At 74.5% G+C, this 12,910-nt stretch carries 16 protein-coding genes; 3 read left to right on the forward strand and 13 right to left on the reverse strand.

Annotation, left to right across the window (positions count from 1 at the left end; all coding sequences use genetic code 11):
* Positions 1 to 118: 118 nt before the first annotated feature.
* The 3 genes from ACZJYS_RS07250 to ACZJYS_RS07260 are packed head-to-tail and all read right to left on the reverse strand — an operon-like array spanning position 119 to position 3,077.
* Positions 119 to 322 (reverse strand): heavy-metal-associated domain-containing protein, encoded by a 204-nt coding sequence (locus ACZJYS_RS07250; protein ID WP_109517996.1) that lies wholly within the window; start codon positions 320 to 322, stop codon positions 119 to 121.
* A complete protein-coding gene (cueR, locus tag ACZJYS_RS07255) occupies positions 319 to 708 on the reverse strand; it encodes a Cu(I)-responsive transcriptional regulator (protein ID WP_109517995.1) in 390 nt (129 codons plus the stop codon). Before cueR ends, ACZJYS_RS07250 begins: the two co-directional genes overlap by 4 nt.
* Positions 705 to 3,077: a heavy metal translocating P-type ATPase gene (locus ACZJYS_RS07260; protein WP_493176825.1), complete on the reverse strand. Its 2,373-nt coding sequence runs from the start codon at positions 3,075 to 3,077 to the stop codon at positions 705 to 707. Before ACZJYS_RS07260 ends, cueR begins: the two co-directional genes overlap by 4 nt.
* A 117-nt stretch (positions 3,078 to 3,194) precedes the next feature.
* Between ACZJYS_RS07260 and ACZJYS_RS07265 the strand changes: the two genes are divergently transcribed.
* On the forward strand, positions 3,195 to 4,277 hold the full coding sequence (locus tag ACZJYS_RS07265; protein ID WP_379651883.1) for a trypsin-like peptidase domain-containing protein: 1,083 nt from the start codon (positions 3,195 to 3,197) through the stop codon (positions 4,275 to 4,277).
* A gap of 108 nt (positions 4,278 to 4,385) precedes the next feature.
* Here ACZJYS_RS07265 and ACZJYS_RS07270 read toward each other — a convergent pair whose 3' ends face one another.
* On the reverse strand, positions 4,386 to 5,261 hold the full coding sequence (locus ACZJYS_RS07270) for a substrate-binding domain-containing protein (protein WP_493176827.1): 876 nt from the start codon (positions 5,259 to 5,261) through the stop codon (positions 4,386 to 4,388).
* A 117-nt stretch (positions 5,262 to 5,378) separates the two neighbouring features.
* Between ACZJYS_RS07270 and ACZJYS_RS07275 the strand changes: the two genes are divergently transcribed.
* Positions 5,379 to 6,227, forward strand: coding sequence for an ABC transporter substrate-binding protein (locus ACZJYS_RS07275; protein ID WP_493176829.1), 849 nt, complete (start codon positions 5,379 to 5,381; stop codon positions 6,225 to 6,227).
* 51 nt (positions 6,228 to 6,278) lie between these two features.
* Here ACZJYS_RS07275 and ACZJYS_RS07280 read toward each other — a convergent pair whose 3' ends face one another.
* From ACZJYS_RS07280 to ACZJYS_RS07305, 6 genes are all read right to left on the reverse strand, one after another.
* A complete protein-coding gene (locus ACZJYS_RS07280) occupies positions 6,279 to 6,404 on the reverse strand; it encodes a hypothetical protein (protein WP_281262105.1) in 126 nt (41 codons plus the stop codon).
* Between the two features lie 28 nt (positions 6,405 to 6,432).
* On the reverse strand, positions 6,433 to 7,062 hold the full coding sequence (mobA, locus tag ACZJYS_RS07285) for a molybdenum cofactor guanylyltransferase MobA (RefSeq protein WP_493176832.1): 630 nt from the start codon (positions 7,060 to 7,062) through the stop codon (positions 6,433 to 6,435).
* Positions 7,052 to 7,942: a formate dehydrogenase accessory sulfurtransferase FdhD gene (gene fdhD / locus ACZJYS_RS07290; protein WP_493176833.1), complete on the reverse strand. Its 891-nt coding sequence runs from the start codon at positions 7,940 to 7,942 to the stop codon at positions 7,052 to 7,054. The genes mobA and fdhD overlap by 11 nt, the downstream gene beginning before the upstream one ends.
* Before the next feature lie 79 nt (positions 7,943 to 8,021).
* Complete coding sequence (locus ACZJYS_RS07295; RefSeq protein ID WP_493176834.1) at positions 8,022 to 8,663, reverse strand: hypothetical protein; 642 nt, start codon at positions 8,661 to 8,663, stop codon at positions 8,022 to 8,024.
* A gap of 39 nt (positions 8,664 to 8,702) precedes the next feature.
* On the reverse strand, positions 8,703 to 10,019 hold the full coding sequence (gene gabT / locus ACZJYS_RS07300; protein WP_109517987.1) for a 4-aminobutyrate--2-oxoglutarate transaminase: 1,317 nt from the start codon (positions 10,017 to 10,019) through the stop codon (positions 8,703 to 8,705).
* A gap of 183 nt (positions 10,020 to 10,202) precedes the next feature.
* The gene (locus tag ACZJYS_RS07305; RefSeq protein ID WP_181378198.1) at positions 10,203 to 10,355 is read right to left on the reverse strand and encodes a hypothetical protein; all 153 of its coding nucleotides are present in this window, start codon (positions 10,353 to 10,355) and stop codon (positions 10,203 to 10,205) included.
* 219 nt (positions 10,356 to 10,574) lie between these two features.
* Between ACZJYS_RS07305 and ACZJYS_RS07310 the strand changes: the two genes are divergently transcribed.
* Positions 10,575 to 11,576: a Bug family tripartite tricarboxylate transporter substrate binding protein gene (locus ACZJYS_RS07310; protein WP_493176837.1), complete on the forward strand. Its 1,002-nt coding sequence runs from the start codon at positions 10,575 to 10,577 to the stop codon at positions 11,574 to 11,576.
* A gap of 33 nt (positions 11,577 to 11,609) precedes the next feature.
* On the opposite strand, the gene ACZJYS_RS07315 is transcribed toward ACZJYS_RS07310, so the two are convergent.
* The 3 genes from ACZJYS_RS07315 to rlmB form a co-directional block, all read right to left on the reverse strand.
* Positions 11,610 to 11,825 (reverse strand): hypothetical protein, encoded by a 216-nt coding sequence (locus tag ACZJYS_RS07315; RefSeq protein ID WP_493176839.1) that lies wholly within the window; start codon positions 11,823 to 11,825, stop codon positions 11,610 to 11,612.
* 19 nt (positions 11,826 to 11,844) lie between these two features.
* Positions 11,845 to 12,078 (reverse strand): hypothetical protein, encoded by a 234-nt coding sequence (locus ACZJYS_RS07320; protein ID WP_109517984.1) that lies wholly within the window; start codon positions 12,076 to 12,078, stop codon positions 11,845 to 11,847.
* A gap of 134 nt (positions 12,079 to 12,212) precedes the next feature.
* On the reverse strand, positions 12,213 to 12,910 hold a 698-nt coding region (gene rlmB / locus ACZJYS_RS07325; RefSeq protein WP_493176841.1), incomplete at its 5' end, for a 23S rRNA (guanosine(2251)-2'-O)-methyltransferase RlmB.

The raw sequence follows: 12,910 nt of genomic DNA on the forward strand, positions 1-12,910 counted from the left end.
ATCCTCCGCCCGCAGATGCCGGGGATTCCTGCCATGCTTCCCTGAAGAAAGTCTGAAGGCGCCGCAGGCCGGCGCGCTTCAGCCGGTGCCCACGCGCTTCAGCCGGTGCCCACGCGCTTCAGCCGGTGACGGTGTAGCCTTCCTCCGCCACCAGCGCGGCGACGCGCGCGCGCGGCAGGCCGGTGGCGGCGCGCACCGTGCCGGCGGCGAGGTCCACCGCCACCTCCGCCTTCGGGTCCTCGGCGCGGATCGCCTCGGTCACGGCGCGCACGCAGTGGCCGCAGCTCATGCCCTGCACGGTCAGGGTGTGGGTCTCGGTCATGGCAGCTTCTCCAGTTCGTCCAGGATGGGGCAGTCGGGGCGGGCATCGCCGTGGCAGTGGGCGGCCAGGTGGCGCAGCGAGCGGGCCATGGCCTGCATCGCCTCCGCCTTGGCCTCCAGCGCCGCAACATGGTCCAGCGCGATGCGCCGCACATCGGCGCTGGCGCGGTGGCGGTCCCGCCACAGCGCCAGCAGGCGGCGCACATCCTCCAGCGGGAAGGCGAGCGCCCGGGCGTGGCGGATGAAGCGCAGCACCGCGATGTCGGCCTCCGCGTAGTCGCGGTAGCCATTGGCCAGGCGCCGTGCCGTCAGCAGCCCCTCCGCCTCGTAGTGGCGGATCATCTTGGCGCTGAGGCCGGAGCGCCGCGCCGCCTCGCCGATGTTCATGCGCGCGCCCTCCAGCGGCGGAGCAGCAGCGCGTTGGAGAGCACCGCCACCGAGGAGAAGGCCATCGCCGCCCCCGCCAGTGCCGGCGAGAGCAGGCCGAAGGCCGCGAGCGGGATGCCCAGCGTGTTGAACCCGAAGGCCCAGGCCAGGTTCTGCCGGATCTTTGCCAGCGTCGCGCGGGTGATGGAGAGCGTCGCCGGCACCAGCGCCGGGTCCGGGCGCAGCAGCGTCACATGCGCGGCGGCGATGGCGGCATCCGTGCCGCTGCCCATGGCGATGCCGAGATCGGCGGTGGCGAGTGCGGCGGCGTCGTTCACGCCATCCCCCACCATGGCCACGCGGCGGCCCTCGCGCTGCCAGGCGGCGATGCGCTCGGCCTTCTGCGCCGGCAGCACCTCGGCCGCCACCTCCGTGATGCCGAGGCTCTGCGCCACGGCGCGGGCGGCGGCGGGGCCGTCGCCGCTCAGCATGGCGGTGGCGACGCCCTGGGCGGCCAGCGCGGCCACGGCCGCGCCGGCGCTCTCGCGCGGCGTGTCGGCGAAGGCCAGCAGGGCCAGGGCCTGGGGCGGCTCGGGCCGGATCAGCCAGGAGAGGGTTTCCCCGCGCCCGGCGGCGGCCTCGGCCTCGGCGGCCAGCGGGCCGGGGGCGGCGCCGCTCTCGGCCAGCAGCCGGTTGCTGCCGAGCAGCAGGCGCTGCCCGTCCACCACCCCCTCCACGCCGCGCCCGGGCAGGGCGCGGAAGGCTTCGGCCGGGGCGGGCGTGCCGCCGGCCTGTTCCAGCACGGCGCGGGCCAGCGGATGCTCGCTGCCGGCCTGGAGGCGCGCGGCGGCGGCCAGCGCCCCGGCGCGGTCCTGGCCCGGGGCGGGGTGCAGCGCCGCCAGCCGGGGGCGGCCCTCGGTCAGCGTGCCGGTCTTGTCGAAGGCGACAAGGGTGATGTGCCCGGCCCGCTCCAGCGCCTCGGCGTCGCGGATCAGGATGCCGGCGCGGGCGGCGGCGCCGGTGCCGGCCATGATGGCGGCCGGCGTCGCCAGGCCCAGCGCGCAGGGGCAGGCGATGACCAGAACCGCCACCGCGTGCAGGATGGCCGCCGCCACCCCGCCGCCGGCGAGCAGCCAGCCCAGGAAGGTGAGCGCGGCGATGCCCAGCACCACCGGCACGAAGACGGCGCTGACCCGGTCCACCAGCTTCTGCACCGGCGCGCGGCTGGCCTGGGCCGCCTGCACCAGCTTCGCCACCTGCGCCAGCCGCGTCTCGGCGCCGACCGCCGTGGCGCGCAGCACCAGCCTGCCATCCAGCGCCACCGTGCCGGTGGCCACCGTGTCGCCCGGGTGCTTCTCCACGGCGCGGCTCTCGCCGGTCAGGGCGCTTTCATCGACGCCCGAGGCGCCCTCCTCCACCGTGCCGTCGGCGGGGATGCGCTCGCCGGGGCGGACCACCACGCGGTCGCCAGGGTGGAGGGCGGCGATCGGCACCTCCTGCTCCAGCCCCGCCGCATCCAGCCGGCGGGCGGTGCGCGGGCGCAGCGCCAGAAGGGCCGCGATGGCGGCCCCCGTGGCGCGGCGGGCGCGCGATTCGAGGTGCCGCCCCAGCAGCACGAAGGCGATGACCACCGCCGCCGCCTCGAAGTAGAGATGCGGCTCGCCCTGCAGCAGCAGCACCAGCGAGAGGCCGAAGGCGGCGCTGGTGCCGATGGCCACCAGCAGGTCCATGTTGCCGGTGCGCGCCTTCAGCGCCGACCAGCCGGCGCGGTAGAAGCGCAGCCCCAGCCAGAATTGCAGCGGCGCCGCCAGCAGCGCCTGCGCCCAGCCCGGCGGCATCCAGTGCCGGCCGAAGGCCATCCCCACCATGCCGATGAGGAAGGGCGCGGCCAGGGCGAAGGCGAGCGCCAGCTCCAGCCGCTCCCGCCGCAGCTGGCGGGCCTGCGTGGCCTCCTCGTCCGGCCCGGCCTCGGCGCGCAGGGCATAGCCGGCGCGGCCGATGGCCTCGGCCAGGGACTCGGTCTCCGTCCCCGCCAGCAGGCGCAGATGCGCCGTCTCCGAGGCCAGGTTCACCGAGACGTCCAGCACGCCCGGCACCTTCCGCAGCGCGCGCTCCACCCGCCCCGCGCAGCTGGCGCAGGTCATGCCCTCGATGGCGAGGTCCCGCTCCGTCTCGGCCACGCCGTAGCCGGCGCGGGCGATGGCCTCGCGCAGCGCCTCGAGGCTGGCGGTGCCCTCGGCCTCCGCCTGCTCGCTGGCCAGGTTGACCCGGGCCTCGGTGACGCCCGGCACCTTTCGCAGGGCACGCTCCACGCGGCCGGCGCAGCTCGCGCAGGTCATGCCGGTCACGGGCAGGGTCAGGCGGGTGGGGGCGGGGGCGAGGTCGGGCATGACGCCAAGATGGGGATTCCCATTGTGGGAAGGTCAAGGGGCGAATGCGGAAACCTCGCCGCAAGCGCGGGGCTGGCCATTGACCCGGAGCCGCCGAGAGAGAACATCCCGCCCGTCATGCACCGCACCGCCCTGCTCTGCGCCCTCCTCGCCCTGCCCGCCACCACGCTGGCGCAGGGTTCCCCGGCACCGGCCTCCACGGCACCGGCTCCCGCTGCCACGGCCCCCACGGCACCGGCTCCCGCCGCCCCGGCGGAGGCGGGCAACCGGCTCCAGCTCGTCAACCGCACCGGGCAGGACGCCACCAGCCTGCAGGCGGTGCGCAGCGGCCGCGCCGACTGGGGGGCCAACACCCTGCCGCGGCCGATGCCGACCGACAAATCCTTCACCCTGCGCACCCGCGCCGAGGCCGGCTGCCGCTTCGACATCCGCCTGACCGTGGCGGATGGCCGGGTGGCGGTGCTGCGGGACCGCGACATCTGCGCCGAGCCGCGCGTGGTGGTGGAGGAGGCCGCGCTGCGCGCCGCGCCCAGCCGCCCCGCCGCCGGCCAGCCGGACCCCAAGGCGCGCGCCGCCTCCGGCACCGGCTTCGTCGTGGCCACTGACCGGGTGCTGACCAACCATCACGTGGTGGATGGCTGCGACCGCATCTTCGTCCGCACCGCCGACGGGCGGACGCTGCCCGCCGTGCCGCCCGCGCGGGTGGATGCCGGCATCGACCTCGCTTTGCTGGCCGTGCCGGGCGACCCGGGCGAGCCGCTGCCCTTCCGCGCCAGCCCCGAGGTGCGGCGGGGCGAGGGTGTCATCGCCTTCGGCTTCCCGCTGGCCGGGCTGCTCTCCTCCGACCCCAAGCTGACGCGGGGCGAGGTGAACGGGCTGAACGGCCTCGGCAACAACCCCAACCACTACCAGATCAGCGCCGAGGTGCAGCCGGGCAATTCCGGCGGCCCGCTGCTGGACATGCAGGGCCACATCGTCGGCGTGGTGGTGAGCAAGCTGCACGCGCAGAACATCGCCAAGCGCACCGGCGACATCCCGCAGAACGTGAACTTCGCGGTGAAGGGCGCGGTGGCGCAGGAATTCCTCCGCCGCGCCCAGATCACGCCGCAGGCCGCCCCCAGCGCGGGCGCGGAGCGCAGCGCCGCCGACATCGGCGAGCTGGCCAACCGGGGCACGGTGTTCGTCCGCTGCGAGAAGTGACGGCCTAGAGCCTTTTCCGTTCGCACTGGCTCACAGAAAAGGCTCTGGCTCATTGTTTTCACGAGCATCTTCACGCGATCAGGCGAAGCAGCCTGCTCGCGATCTGCTCTAGACCCGGAAGGCCACGCTGCCGCAGGCGGCGATGTCGTAGCCGCTCAGCCGCTCCGCCCGCGCCGCGAAGCCGGGCGTGCGGGTGAAGCGGAGCAGCGCCTGCAGCTCCGGCCCGAACCAGTCCTGCGCCCGCGCCACGAGGTCGAAGCGCTCGCGGATCAGCGGCAGGAAGTGCAGCCCGCGCGCCGCCGCCTCGGCGCGGATGCCGAAGCCGGCCTCGGCACGGCCCTCGGCCACGGCGGCGGCCACCTCGTCCTCCGCCATGGCGGGCTCGGCCAGGAAGCGGAGGGAGTCCAGCCGGATCTGCGCCTCGGCCAGCAGGTGCAGCAGCAGCAGGTGGCTGCCGGCGCGCGGCTGGCGCCCGGCCACGCGCAGCCCCGGCCGCGCCAGGTCGGCGATGCCGCGCACCGCCTGCGGGTTGCCGGCGGGCAGGATCAGCCCCTGCTCGCGCCAGGCCCAGACCAGCCCCACCGCCTGCGCGTCCGGCAGCAGGTCGCGCACCGTGGCCTCGTTGAAGGCGCCGCCATCGGGGTCCGGCAGGTGGGTGGCGGCGGCCACGGCGCGGCCGGCGGCCAGGGTCTCCAGCCCCATCAGGCTGCCGCCCGCGGCGATGGCCAGGCCGCAGCCGGATTGCCGCACCGCCCAGTCCAGCAGCGGGTCGTGGCTGCCGGCCAGAATGGCGGGCGGGGCGAGGCGGGCCGCCTCCGGCCCGGCGGCGCGGCTCATCCAGCGCAGCAGCAGGTCGCGCGGGAAGATCCACTTGCCGGCCAGGATCACCGCCGGCAGGCGCTGCTGCCGGGCCAGGTCGTAGAGGGCACGCTCGGACAGGCGCAGCAGCCGCGCGGCTTCCTTCAGGGTGAGAAATTCCGGCATCAGGCGGCAGGCTCCGGCAGGTGGCGGCGGATGCTAGGGAATGGGGCGGCTCCCCGCCAGCGCCTGCCGTGTCAGTTTGCCTGCCCGAGACAAAATGCCGGACCGGAGCCAGAGCCCATGCGCCGCCGCCTCTTCCTGCCCCTGCTGCCTTTGCTCGCGGGGCTGCTCGCCAGCCTGCCGCCCCTGTCGCCCTCCCTGGCGCAGGAGCGCAGCATCACCGTCTCCTCCACCACCTCCACCGAGCAATCCGGCCTGTTCGGCCACATCCTGCCGATCTTCACGGCGAAGACGGGCATCGCCGTGCGCGTGGTGGCGCTGGGCACCGGGCAGGCGCTCGATGTCGGCCGGCGCGGCGATGCCGACGTGGTCTTCGTGCACGACCGGGCGGCGGAGGAGAAGTTCGTCGCCGAGGGCTACGCCACGCGCCGCTATCCCGTGATGTACAACGATTTCGTGCTGGCCGGGCCGAAGGCGGACCCGGCGGGGGTGCGCGCCGCCGGCGCCGACATCGCCGCCGCGCTGAAGGCCATCGCGGAGAGGAAGGCGGCCTTCATCAGCCGCGGCGACCGCTCCGGCACCCATGCGGCCGAGCTGCGGCTGTGGCGCCAGGCGGGGATCGACCCGGCGGCCACCGGCGGCGGCTGGTACAAGGAGATCGGGCAGGGGATGGGCCCGGCGCTGAACACCGCCGCCGCCGCCGAGGCCTATCTGCTGGCCGACCGCGGCACCTGGATCAGCTTCCGCAACCGCCGCGGCCTCGCCATCCTCACCGAGGGCGACCAGCGCCTGTTCAACCAGTATGGCGTGATGCTGGTGAACCCGGCGCGGCACCCGCATGTGAAGCAGGCGGAGGGCCAGGCCTTCATCGACTGGCTGGTGTCGCAGGAGGGGCAGGCGGCCATCGCCGGCTACAGGATCGACGGCGAGCAGCTCTTCTTCCCGAACGCCGGCGACCCGCGGGGCTGAACGCCGGCGCCGGCCGGCGGGGAGGGCCGCGGCTTCTCTCCGGCCGCCGCGTTACAGCCGCACGCCGCGGGTCTGGAAGGCGGTCTCGGCGTCGCGCTGCACCTCGGTGTCCAGCACGAAGGAGGCTGCCGTGGCCAGGATGATGGCGGCCACGACGCCGGTGATGAATGCCTTCATGGTTTCTCGCTCCGCGGAATGGCGTGCCTCAAGCTATGGGCAGCGGCGGCGCGGACCGCAAGAGCTTCTCCGCCTCCGCCAGCTCCTCCGGCGCGTTGGCGTTGAAGAAGGGGTCCACCGGCGTGGCGGGCCACTCGGCCTCGGCGCAGCCGAAGCGGGCGGTCCAGCGGTCGATCTTGCGCTCGCCGCCCTGCAGCGCGGCGCGCAACTCGTCCCGCAGCGCCACCGGCCAGAGGCCGATCGGCGGGTGCGACCAGCCGCCGGAGCGGGCGCAGGCCAGCGGCGTGCCCGCCGCCACGCGCGCCGCGTGCAGCCGCGCCACGAGGTCGGCCGGGATGAAGGGCGAATCGCCCGGCACCGAGACCAGCCAGGGCAGGTCCGGCCGCTCCGCCGCCGCCCAGTCCAGCCCGGCCAGGATGCCGGCGAGCGGGCCGGGATAGCCGGGCAGCCCGTCGGCCGCCACCGGCAGGCCCCAGGCGGCGAAGCGCGCCGGGTGGCCATTGGCGTTCAGCAGCACGCCCGCCACCTGCGGGCGCAGGCGGAGCAGCACATGGTCGAGCATCGGCCTTCCGCCGAGCAGGCGCAGCGGCTTGTCGCCGCCGCCCATGCGGCGCGCCAGCCCGCCCGCCAGGACGAGGCCGAGCGTCTTAGCCCGCATGGCTTTCCGCCTCCCGGCTGTTCTTGCGCCAGTGGCGGGGGCTTTCCTCGCCATCCCGCGCCGGGTCGGCGTCGAAGACGATGCGGCTCTCGCCGGCCAGCGCGATGAAGCGGCTGCCCTTGCAGCGGCCGATGAGGGTGAGGTTCGCCTCGCGCGCCAGCTCCACCCCCCAGGCGGTGAAGCCCGAGCGCGAGATGAGGATGGGAATGCCCATCCGCACGGTCTTGATGACCATCTCGGAGGTGAGGCGGCCGGTGGTGTAGAAGATCTTGTCGGCGCCCGGCTCGCCCTCGCGGAACATCCAGCCGGCGATCTTGTCCACCGCGTTGTGGCGGCCGACATCCTCCATGTAGACGATCGGCTGGTCCGCCTGGCACAGCGCGCAGCCATGGATGGCGCCGGCCTCCAGGTAGAGCGTCGGCAGGGTGTTGATGGCGCGCAGCAGGCCGTAGAGCCAGGAGGTGCGCAACACCGCCTCCGCCGGCAGCCGGACCTGGGCGAAGCCTTCCATCAGGTCGCCGAAGGCGGTGCCCTGGGCGCAGCCGGAGGTCAGCGTCTTCTTGCGCAGCTTCGCCTCGTGGTCCGTGGTCCGCTCGGTGCGGACGACGACGACGCCGAGATCCTCGTCATGGTCGATGGCGGAGACGCGGTCGTCCGGCCGCAGCATTCCCTGGTTCAGCAGGTAGCCGAGGGCGAGGTCCTCCGGATGGTCGCCGATCGTCATCATGGTGACGATCTCCTGCCCGTTCAGGTAGAGCGTCAGCGGCCGCTCGACGGTGACGCTGACCTCGACGGGCCGCCCCGCCTGGTCGAGCCCCGCCACCCGGCGGGTGAGGCGGGGGTCGGAGGGGTCGGGGCGGACGCGCAGCGCATCGGTCATGCGCCAGAGATGCCCATGCCCGACGGAAAAAAGAAGGGGTCGGCGCGGCGGGAGGGTGCCGCCACCCGCCGCGCCACCCTCAGTGGGCCGCGGGTGGCTCGCGCTGGTAGCGCGCCTCGCCGCCGCGCAGGGCCAGGGGGCGCAGCAGGAAGGCGGTGCCCCACCCCCAGCCGCCATTGACGATGGCCCATTGCCACCATGGCGCCTCGAAGCCCGGCACGCCGGGAAGCCGGCCGAACAGGGTGAGCCCGAAGGCGCCGAGCAGCGCGCCGCAGAGCAGGTCCGGCAGGGCGTGCACCCAGCGCAGGATCAGCGAGAGGAAGGCGCCGCCGAGCGCGCCCACCAGCATCAGCGCGTAGAGCGCCGGGATCTCGGTGCCGGGCAGCGGGGCGAAGAGGAAGCCGCGCTCCGGCACCAGGCGGAAGGCCTGGTGCAGCACGAACAGGCTGGCCTGGTGGAACACGACGATGGCGATGGCCCCTACCACCAGCCCGCCGCCCAGCGCGCGGCGCGGCCCGAAGGGGAGGGGCCAGCGCAGCAGCAGCAGCGCCAGGGCGGTGCCGGCCCCCAGCAGGGCGACCTCGCCCAGCCGGGCGAGGGAGATACCCTCCAGCGCCGGGCCGAGGGGGAGGGGGGTGGTCCCCCCGTTCCCCGCCATGACCCGCGCCACGACGAGGAATGCCAGGGCGAGCACCGCCCCCTTCAATGCAGCGCCGATCATGGACTTGCCGGCTTGTCTCCCCCCGTCAGGCGCGTGGGCTCAGGCGGTGCGCTCGGCGACGCATTCGCGCAGCGCCTCGCCCAGGATGCCCATGCCTTCCTTCACCAGCGAATCGGAGGCGGTGAGCGGCACCAGGAAGCGGATGACGTTGCCGCGCACGCCGCAGGAGAGCAGCACCAGCCCCTTCTGGGCCGCGCGCGCCACCAGCGCCTTGGTCAGGTCGGGGTCCGGGCGGTTGGCGTCGTCGCCCGCCACCAGCTCCATCGCCACCATGGCGCCGAGGCCGCGGATGTCGCCGATGACGCCCTTCAGGCTGTTGCTCGCCTGCATCTCCTTCAGGGCGGAGACGATGATCTCGCCGATCTGGTCGGCGCGGGCGCAGAGGCCCTCCTCCTCGATCACGTCGAGCACGGCGTTGCCGGCGGCGCAGGCCAGCGGGTTGCCGCCATAGGTGCCGCCGAGGCCGCCGGCCATCGGGCTGTCCATGATCTCCGCCTTGCCGGTGACGGCCGAGAGCGGGAAGCCGCCGGCCAGCGACTTGGCCATGGTGATGATGTCCGGCTGCACGCCGGAATGCTCGATGGCGAACAGCTTGCCGGTGCGGGCGAAGCCGGTCTGCACCTCGTCCACGATCATGACGATGCCATGCTCGTCGCAGATGCGGCGGATGCCGGCCAGCAGCTCGGCCTGGGCGATGTAGAAGCCGCCCTCGCCCTGCACCGGCTCGATGATCATGGCGGCGATGCGCTTGGGGTCCACATCGGCGCGGAACATCACCTCCAGCGCCTCCAGCGTCTGCTCGACCTCCTTGCCGTGGTAGGCGACGGGGAAGGGCAGGTGGAACACCTCGCCCGGCATCGAGCCGAAGCCCGCCTTGTAGGGCACCACCTTGCCGGTCAGCGCCATGCCGAGCAGGGTGCGGCCGTGGAAGGCGCCGGAGAAGGCGATGACGCCGTTGCGGCCCGTGTGGTGGCGGGCGATCTTCACCGCGTTCTCGATCGCCTCGGCGCCGGTGGTGAGGAACACCGTCTTGCGGGGGCCACGCGTCGGCACCACGGCGTTCAGCCGCTCGGCCAGGCGGATGTAGCCCTCATACGGCATCACCTGGATGCAGGTGTGGCTGAAGTTCTCGAGCTGCGCGGCGACGGCGGCCTTCACCTTGGGGTGCAGGTGGCCGGTGTTCACCACCGCGATGCCGGCGCCGAAATCGATGTAGCGCTTGCCCTCGATGTCGGTGATCTCGGCGTTCTCGGCCTTCGCCGCGAAGACCGGAAGCTGGATGCCGAGGCCGCGCGGCACCGCCGCCTCGCGCCTCGCCTGCAGAGCCGCGTTGCTGTCGGCTGCCGTCACGCCCATGGCCCGTACTCCTGAAGCTGCCATTGTGGAGGCCGGACGATGCGCCCGCATCGCCGCCGCGCGCAAGGGCGCAACGACAGGAAATCGGCCATCGGGCGAGGCTTTGCGCTCCTGGCTATCGCAATGCGATCAAGGGGATGGACGGGCCTGCCGCGGGCCCGCGCGCGCCCGGCCGGCGGCCGCTCAGCCGCCGGCGAGCCCCAGGGCGAGCGTGGCGAGCAGGCAGGCCCCCAGGCTGAGCAGCACCGGCAGGTCCGGCTCCGCCGCCAGGGGGGCGGCGAAGGCGCAGGCGGGCAGGGCCTGCGGCGTGGGCCGGTTGTCTTCCGCGTGGAGCATGATGGGCTTCCCGTTAAACACGTTTGACAAGCGGCATATAAATAATTCTACGGTAAGTTCCAAGAAAACACTCTGGCCCCTTCCTTGCACTTGGTTCCTTGCCCCTGCCCGCCGAAGCGGCCCGGAGATGCCGCGCCGAGACGCTGCACAGCCGGAGCTGACGAGGTTCGGGACGATGAGAGGCAGGCGCCGGAACGCCCTTCTGGAAACCACGATTTCATGACGCAGAATAGATTGCCCCGCCGCGCCCTGCCGGGCCTGCTCGCCGCCCTGGCCGCGCCGCTGCTGCCGCCGGCCCGCGCGCCGCGGGCCCAGCCCGCCGAGACCGCCGCCTTTCCCGACCGGCCGCTGCGGCTGATCGTGCCGGTGGCGCCGGGCGGCAGCCAGGACCTGGTGGCGCGGCTGCTGGCCCGCGGCATGGGCGAGGCGCTGGGCCGCGCCGTGCAGGTGGAGAACCTGCCCGGCGCCGGCAGCAACATCGGCTACGAGGCCGCCGCGCGGGCGAAGCCGGATGGCTACACGCTGCTCGCCGGCTCCGACAGCCTGTCGATCAACGCCGCCCTCTTCCCGCGCCTGGGCTACGACCCGCTGCGCGCCTTCGAGCCCATCCTGCCCGGCGTCGCCGTGCCGCAGATCCTGGTGGTGCGGGCCGAGGCGCCGCAGCGCGACCTGGCCGGATTCGCCGAGGCGGCGCGCGGCGGCGCCCTGGCGGTGGGCACGCCGGGCAATGGCAGCCTCTCCCACCTCGTCGGCGAGCTGATGCAGCAGGCGGCCGAGATCCGCTGGACCCATGTGCCCTACCGGGGCGGCGCCCTGGCCATCAACGACCTGCTGGCCGGGCATCTGGAGGGGGTGTGGATCAACATCGGCGCCGTCACCGACCATGTGCGCGGCGGCCGGCTGCGCGGCCTCGCCGTGTCCGCGCCACGCCGCGCCGCCGCCCTGCCGGAGGTGCCGACGCTGGAGGAGGCGGGGCTGCGCAACCTCGCCGCCACGGGCTGGCACGGGCTGGTGGCGCCGGCCGGGCTGCCGCCCGCCATCGCCGCGCGGCTGCACGCCGCCGGTCAGGCGGCCCTGCGCCGGCCGGAGGTGGCGGAGCGGCTGGCCGCGCTCGGGGTGGAGGTGCTCGACGAGCCGCCCGCGGCGCTGGAACGGCGGATCCTGGCCGACGCGGAACGCTGGGCGGCGGTGGTGAGGCGGGCGGGGATCAGGCCCGACTGACCCCCGGTCCCGCCGGCGGCGGCGCGCGTGGCGTCAGGGGGCGGCGAAGTCGCGGGCGAGGCGGCGCCGCGCCTCCGCGTCGCGGGCGATGGCGACGATGGCGCCCGTGCCCTCGCCGGGCAGGAAATCCTCCAGCGGGCGGAACTGCATGTTCAGCGCGTGGCGGCTGGCCCATTCGCGCAGGGCCTGCTCCTGCCCGAGGGAGAAGATGCGAAGCTCGATGGGCGGCGGGGAGGGGGTGTCCGGCATGGGGCGCGCTTCCCCGGGCTCAGGCGCGCAGCACGGGGCCGAAGGCGTCGGTGCTGGTGGCGCGCACCACCGAGGCGAAGAGGCGCAGCGCATCGGGGCCGCCCTGGTCGAGCAGCGAGCCGCCTTCCATCTCGCGCGCCAGGAGCTCGGCATGGCCGGCCAGGGTCTCGGCGGCGCGCCGCAGCGCCTCGCGCGAGAGGGCAAGCTGCTGTTGCTCGGAGAAATCGTGCCAGGTTGCGGGCCGGGGGGGCATGGTCGTGTCCCAGGATGCGGCCGTCTTGGCATTGTGGAGGTCCGTCCGGTGACGGCAGGGGCAGGATGGCGCGGAAAGGTTAAGGGTTGGCGAATGCGGTGGGGCGGATGCGCATCCGCCCCACGTGGTTTCCCTCAGTCCTTCCGGACCAGCTCGTAGAGCGCCACCGAGGCGGCGACCGAGACGTTCAGGCTCTCCACCGCGCCGCTGATGGGCAGGCGCACCAGCTCGTCGCAGGTCTCGCGCTGCAGGCGGCGCAGGCCGGTGTCCTCGGCGCCCAGCACCAGGGCCACGGGGCGGTCCTTCGGGCGGGCCTCGGCCAGGGTGTTGTTGGCGTCGCCATCCAGCCCCATCACCCAGTAGCCGGCGCGCTGCAGCGTCTGGATGGTGCGGGCCAGGTTCACCTCCCGCGCCACCGGCACGCTGTCCAGCGCGCCGACGGCGGCGCGCGCCATGGCGCCGGTCTCCGGCGGCGCGTTGCGGTCCTGCATCACCACCGCCGCGGCGCCGAAGGCGGCGGCGGAGCGCAGGATGGCGCCGACATTGCGCGGGTCCGTCACCTGGTCGAGCAGCAGCACCGGCCCGCGCGAGCGCGCCAGCGCATCCTCCAGCGGCACCGGCGGCAGCGGCTCGCACAGCAGGGCGATGCCCTGGTGCACCGCGTCCTCGGTCAGGAAGGTCTGGAAGCGGCCGCGCTCCACCCGCTCGGGCTGGATCTTCCAGGGGCGCGGCAGGCGCTCGGCCAGCGCCGCCTCGGCCTCGGTGGTGAGCAGCAGGCGGCGCAGCCGGCGCTGCGGGTTGGCCAGCGCCGCGGCCACGGTGTGCAGGCCGT

Source organism: Roseomonas sp. TS2 (genome assembly GCF_058833935.1).

Excerpts from the sequence above, each read along its gene's own strand:
- ACZJYS_RS07250 (WP_109517996.1), bottom strand. The coding sequence starts at position 322 with ATGACCGAGACCCACACCCTGACCGTGCAGGGCATGAGCTGCGGCCAC.
- cueR (WP_109517995.1), bottom strand. The coding sequence starts at position 708 with ATGAACATCGGCGAGGCGGCGCGGCGCTCCGGCCTCAGCGCCAAGATG.
- ACZJYS_RS07260 (WP_493176825.1), bottom strand. The coding sequence starts at position 3,077 with ATGCCCGACCTCGCCCCCGCCCCCACCCGCCTGACCCTGCCCGTGACC.
- ACZJYS_RS07265 (WP_379651883.1), top strand. The coding sequence starts at position 3,195 with ATGCACCGCACCGCCCTGCTCTGCGCCCTCCTCGCCCTGCCCGCCACC.
- ACZJYS_RS07270 (WP_493176827.1), bottom strand. The coding sequence starts at position 5,261 with ATGCCGGAATTTCTCACCCTGAAGGAAGCCGCGCGGCTGCTGCGCCTG.
- ACZJYS_RS07275 (WP_493176829.1), top strand. The coding sequence starts at position 5,379 with ATGCGCCGCCGCCTCTTCCTGCCCCTGCTGCCTTTGCTCGCGGGGCTG.
- ACZJYS_RS07280 (WP_281262105.1), bottom strand. The coding sequence starts at position 6,404 with ATGAAGGCATTCATCACCGGCGTCGTGGCCGCCATCATCCTGGCCACG.
- mobA (WP_493176832.1), bottom strand. The coding sequence starts at position 7,062 with ATGCGGGCTAAGACGCTCGGCCTCGTCCTGGCGGGCGGGCTGGCGCGC.
- fdhD (WP_493176833.1), bottom strand. The coding sequence starts at position 7,942 with ATGACCGATGCGCTGCGCGTCCGCCCCGACCCCTCCGACCCCCGCCTC.
- ACZJYS_RS07295 (WP_493176834.1), bottom strand. The coding sequence starts at position 8,663 with ATGATCGGCGCTGCATTGAAGGGGGCGGTGCTCGCCCTGGCATTCCTC.
- gabT (WP_109517987.1), bottom strand. The coding sequence starts at position 10,019 with ATGGGCGTGACGGCAGCCGACAGCAACGCGGCTCTGCAGGCGAGGCGC.
- ACZJYS_RS07305 (WP_181378198.1), bottom strand. The coding sequence starts at position 10,355 with ATGCTCCACGCGGAAGACAACCGGCCCACGCCGCAGGCCCTGCCCGCC.
- ACZJYS_RS07310 (WP_493176837.1), top strand. The coding sequence starts at position 10,575 with ATGACGCAGAATAGATTGCCCCGCCGCGCCCTGCCGGGCCTGCTCGCC.
- ACZJYS_RS07315 (WP_493176839.1), bottom strand. The coding sequence starts at position 11,825 with ATGCCGGACACCCCCTCCCCGCCGCCCATCGAGCTTCGCATCTTCTCC.
- ACZJYS_RS07320 (WP_109517984.1), bottom strand. The coding sequence starts at position 12,078 with ATGCCCCCCCGGCCCGCAACCTGGCACGATTTCTCCGAGCAACAGCAG.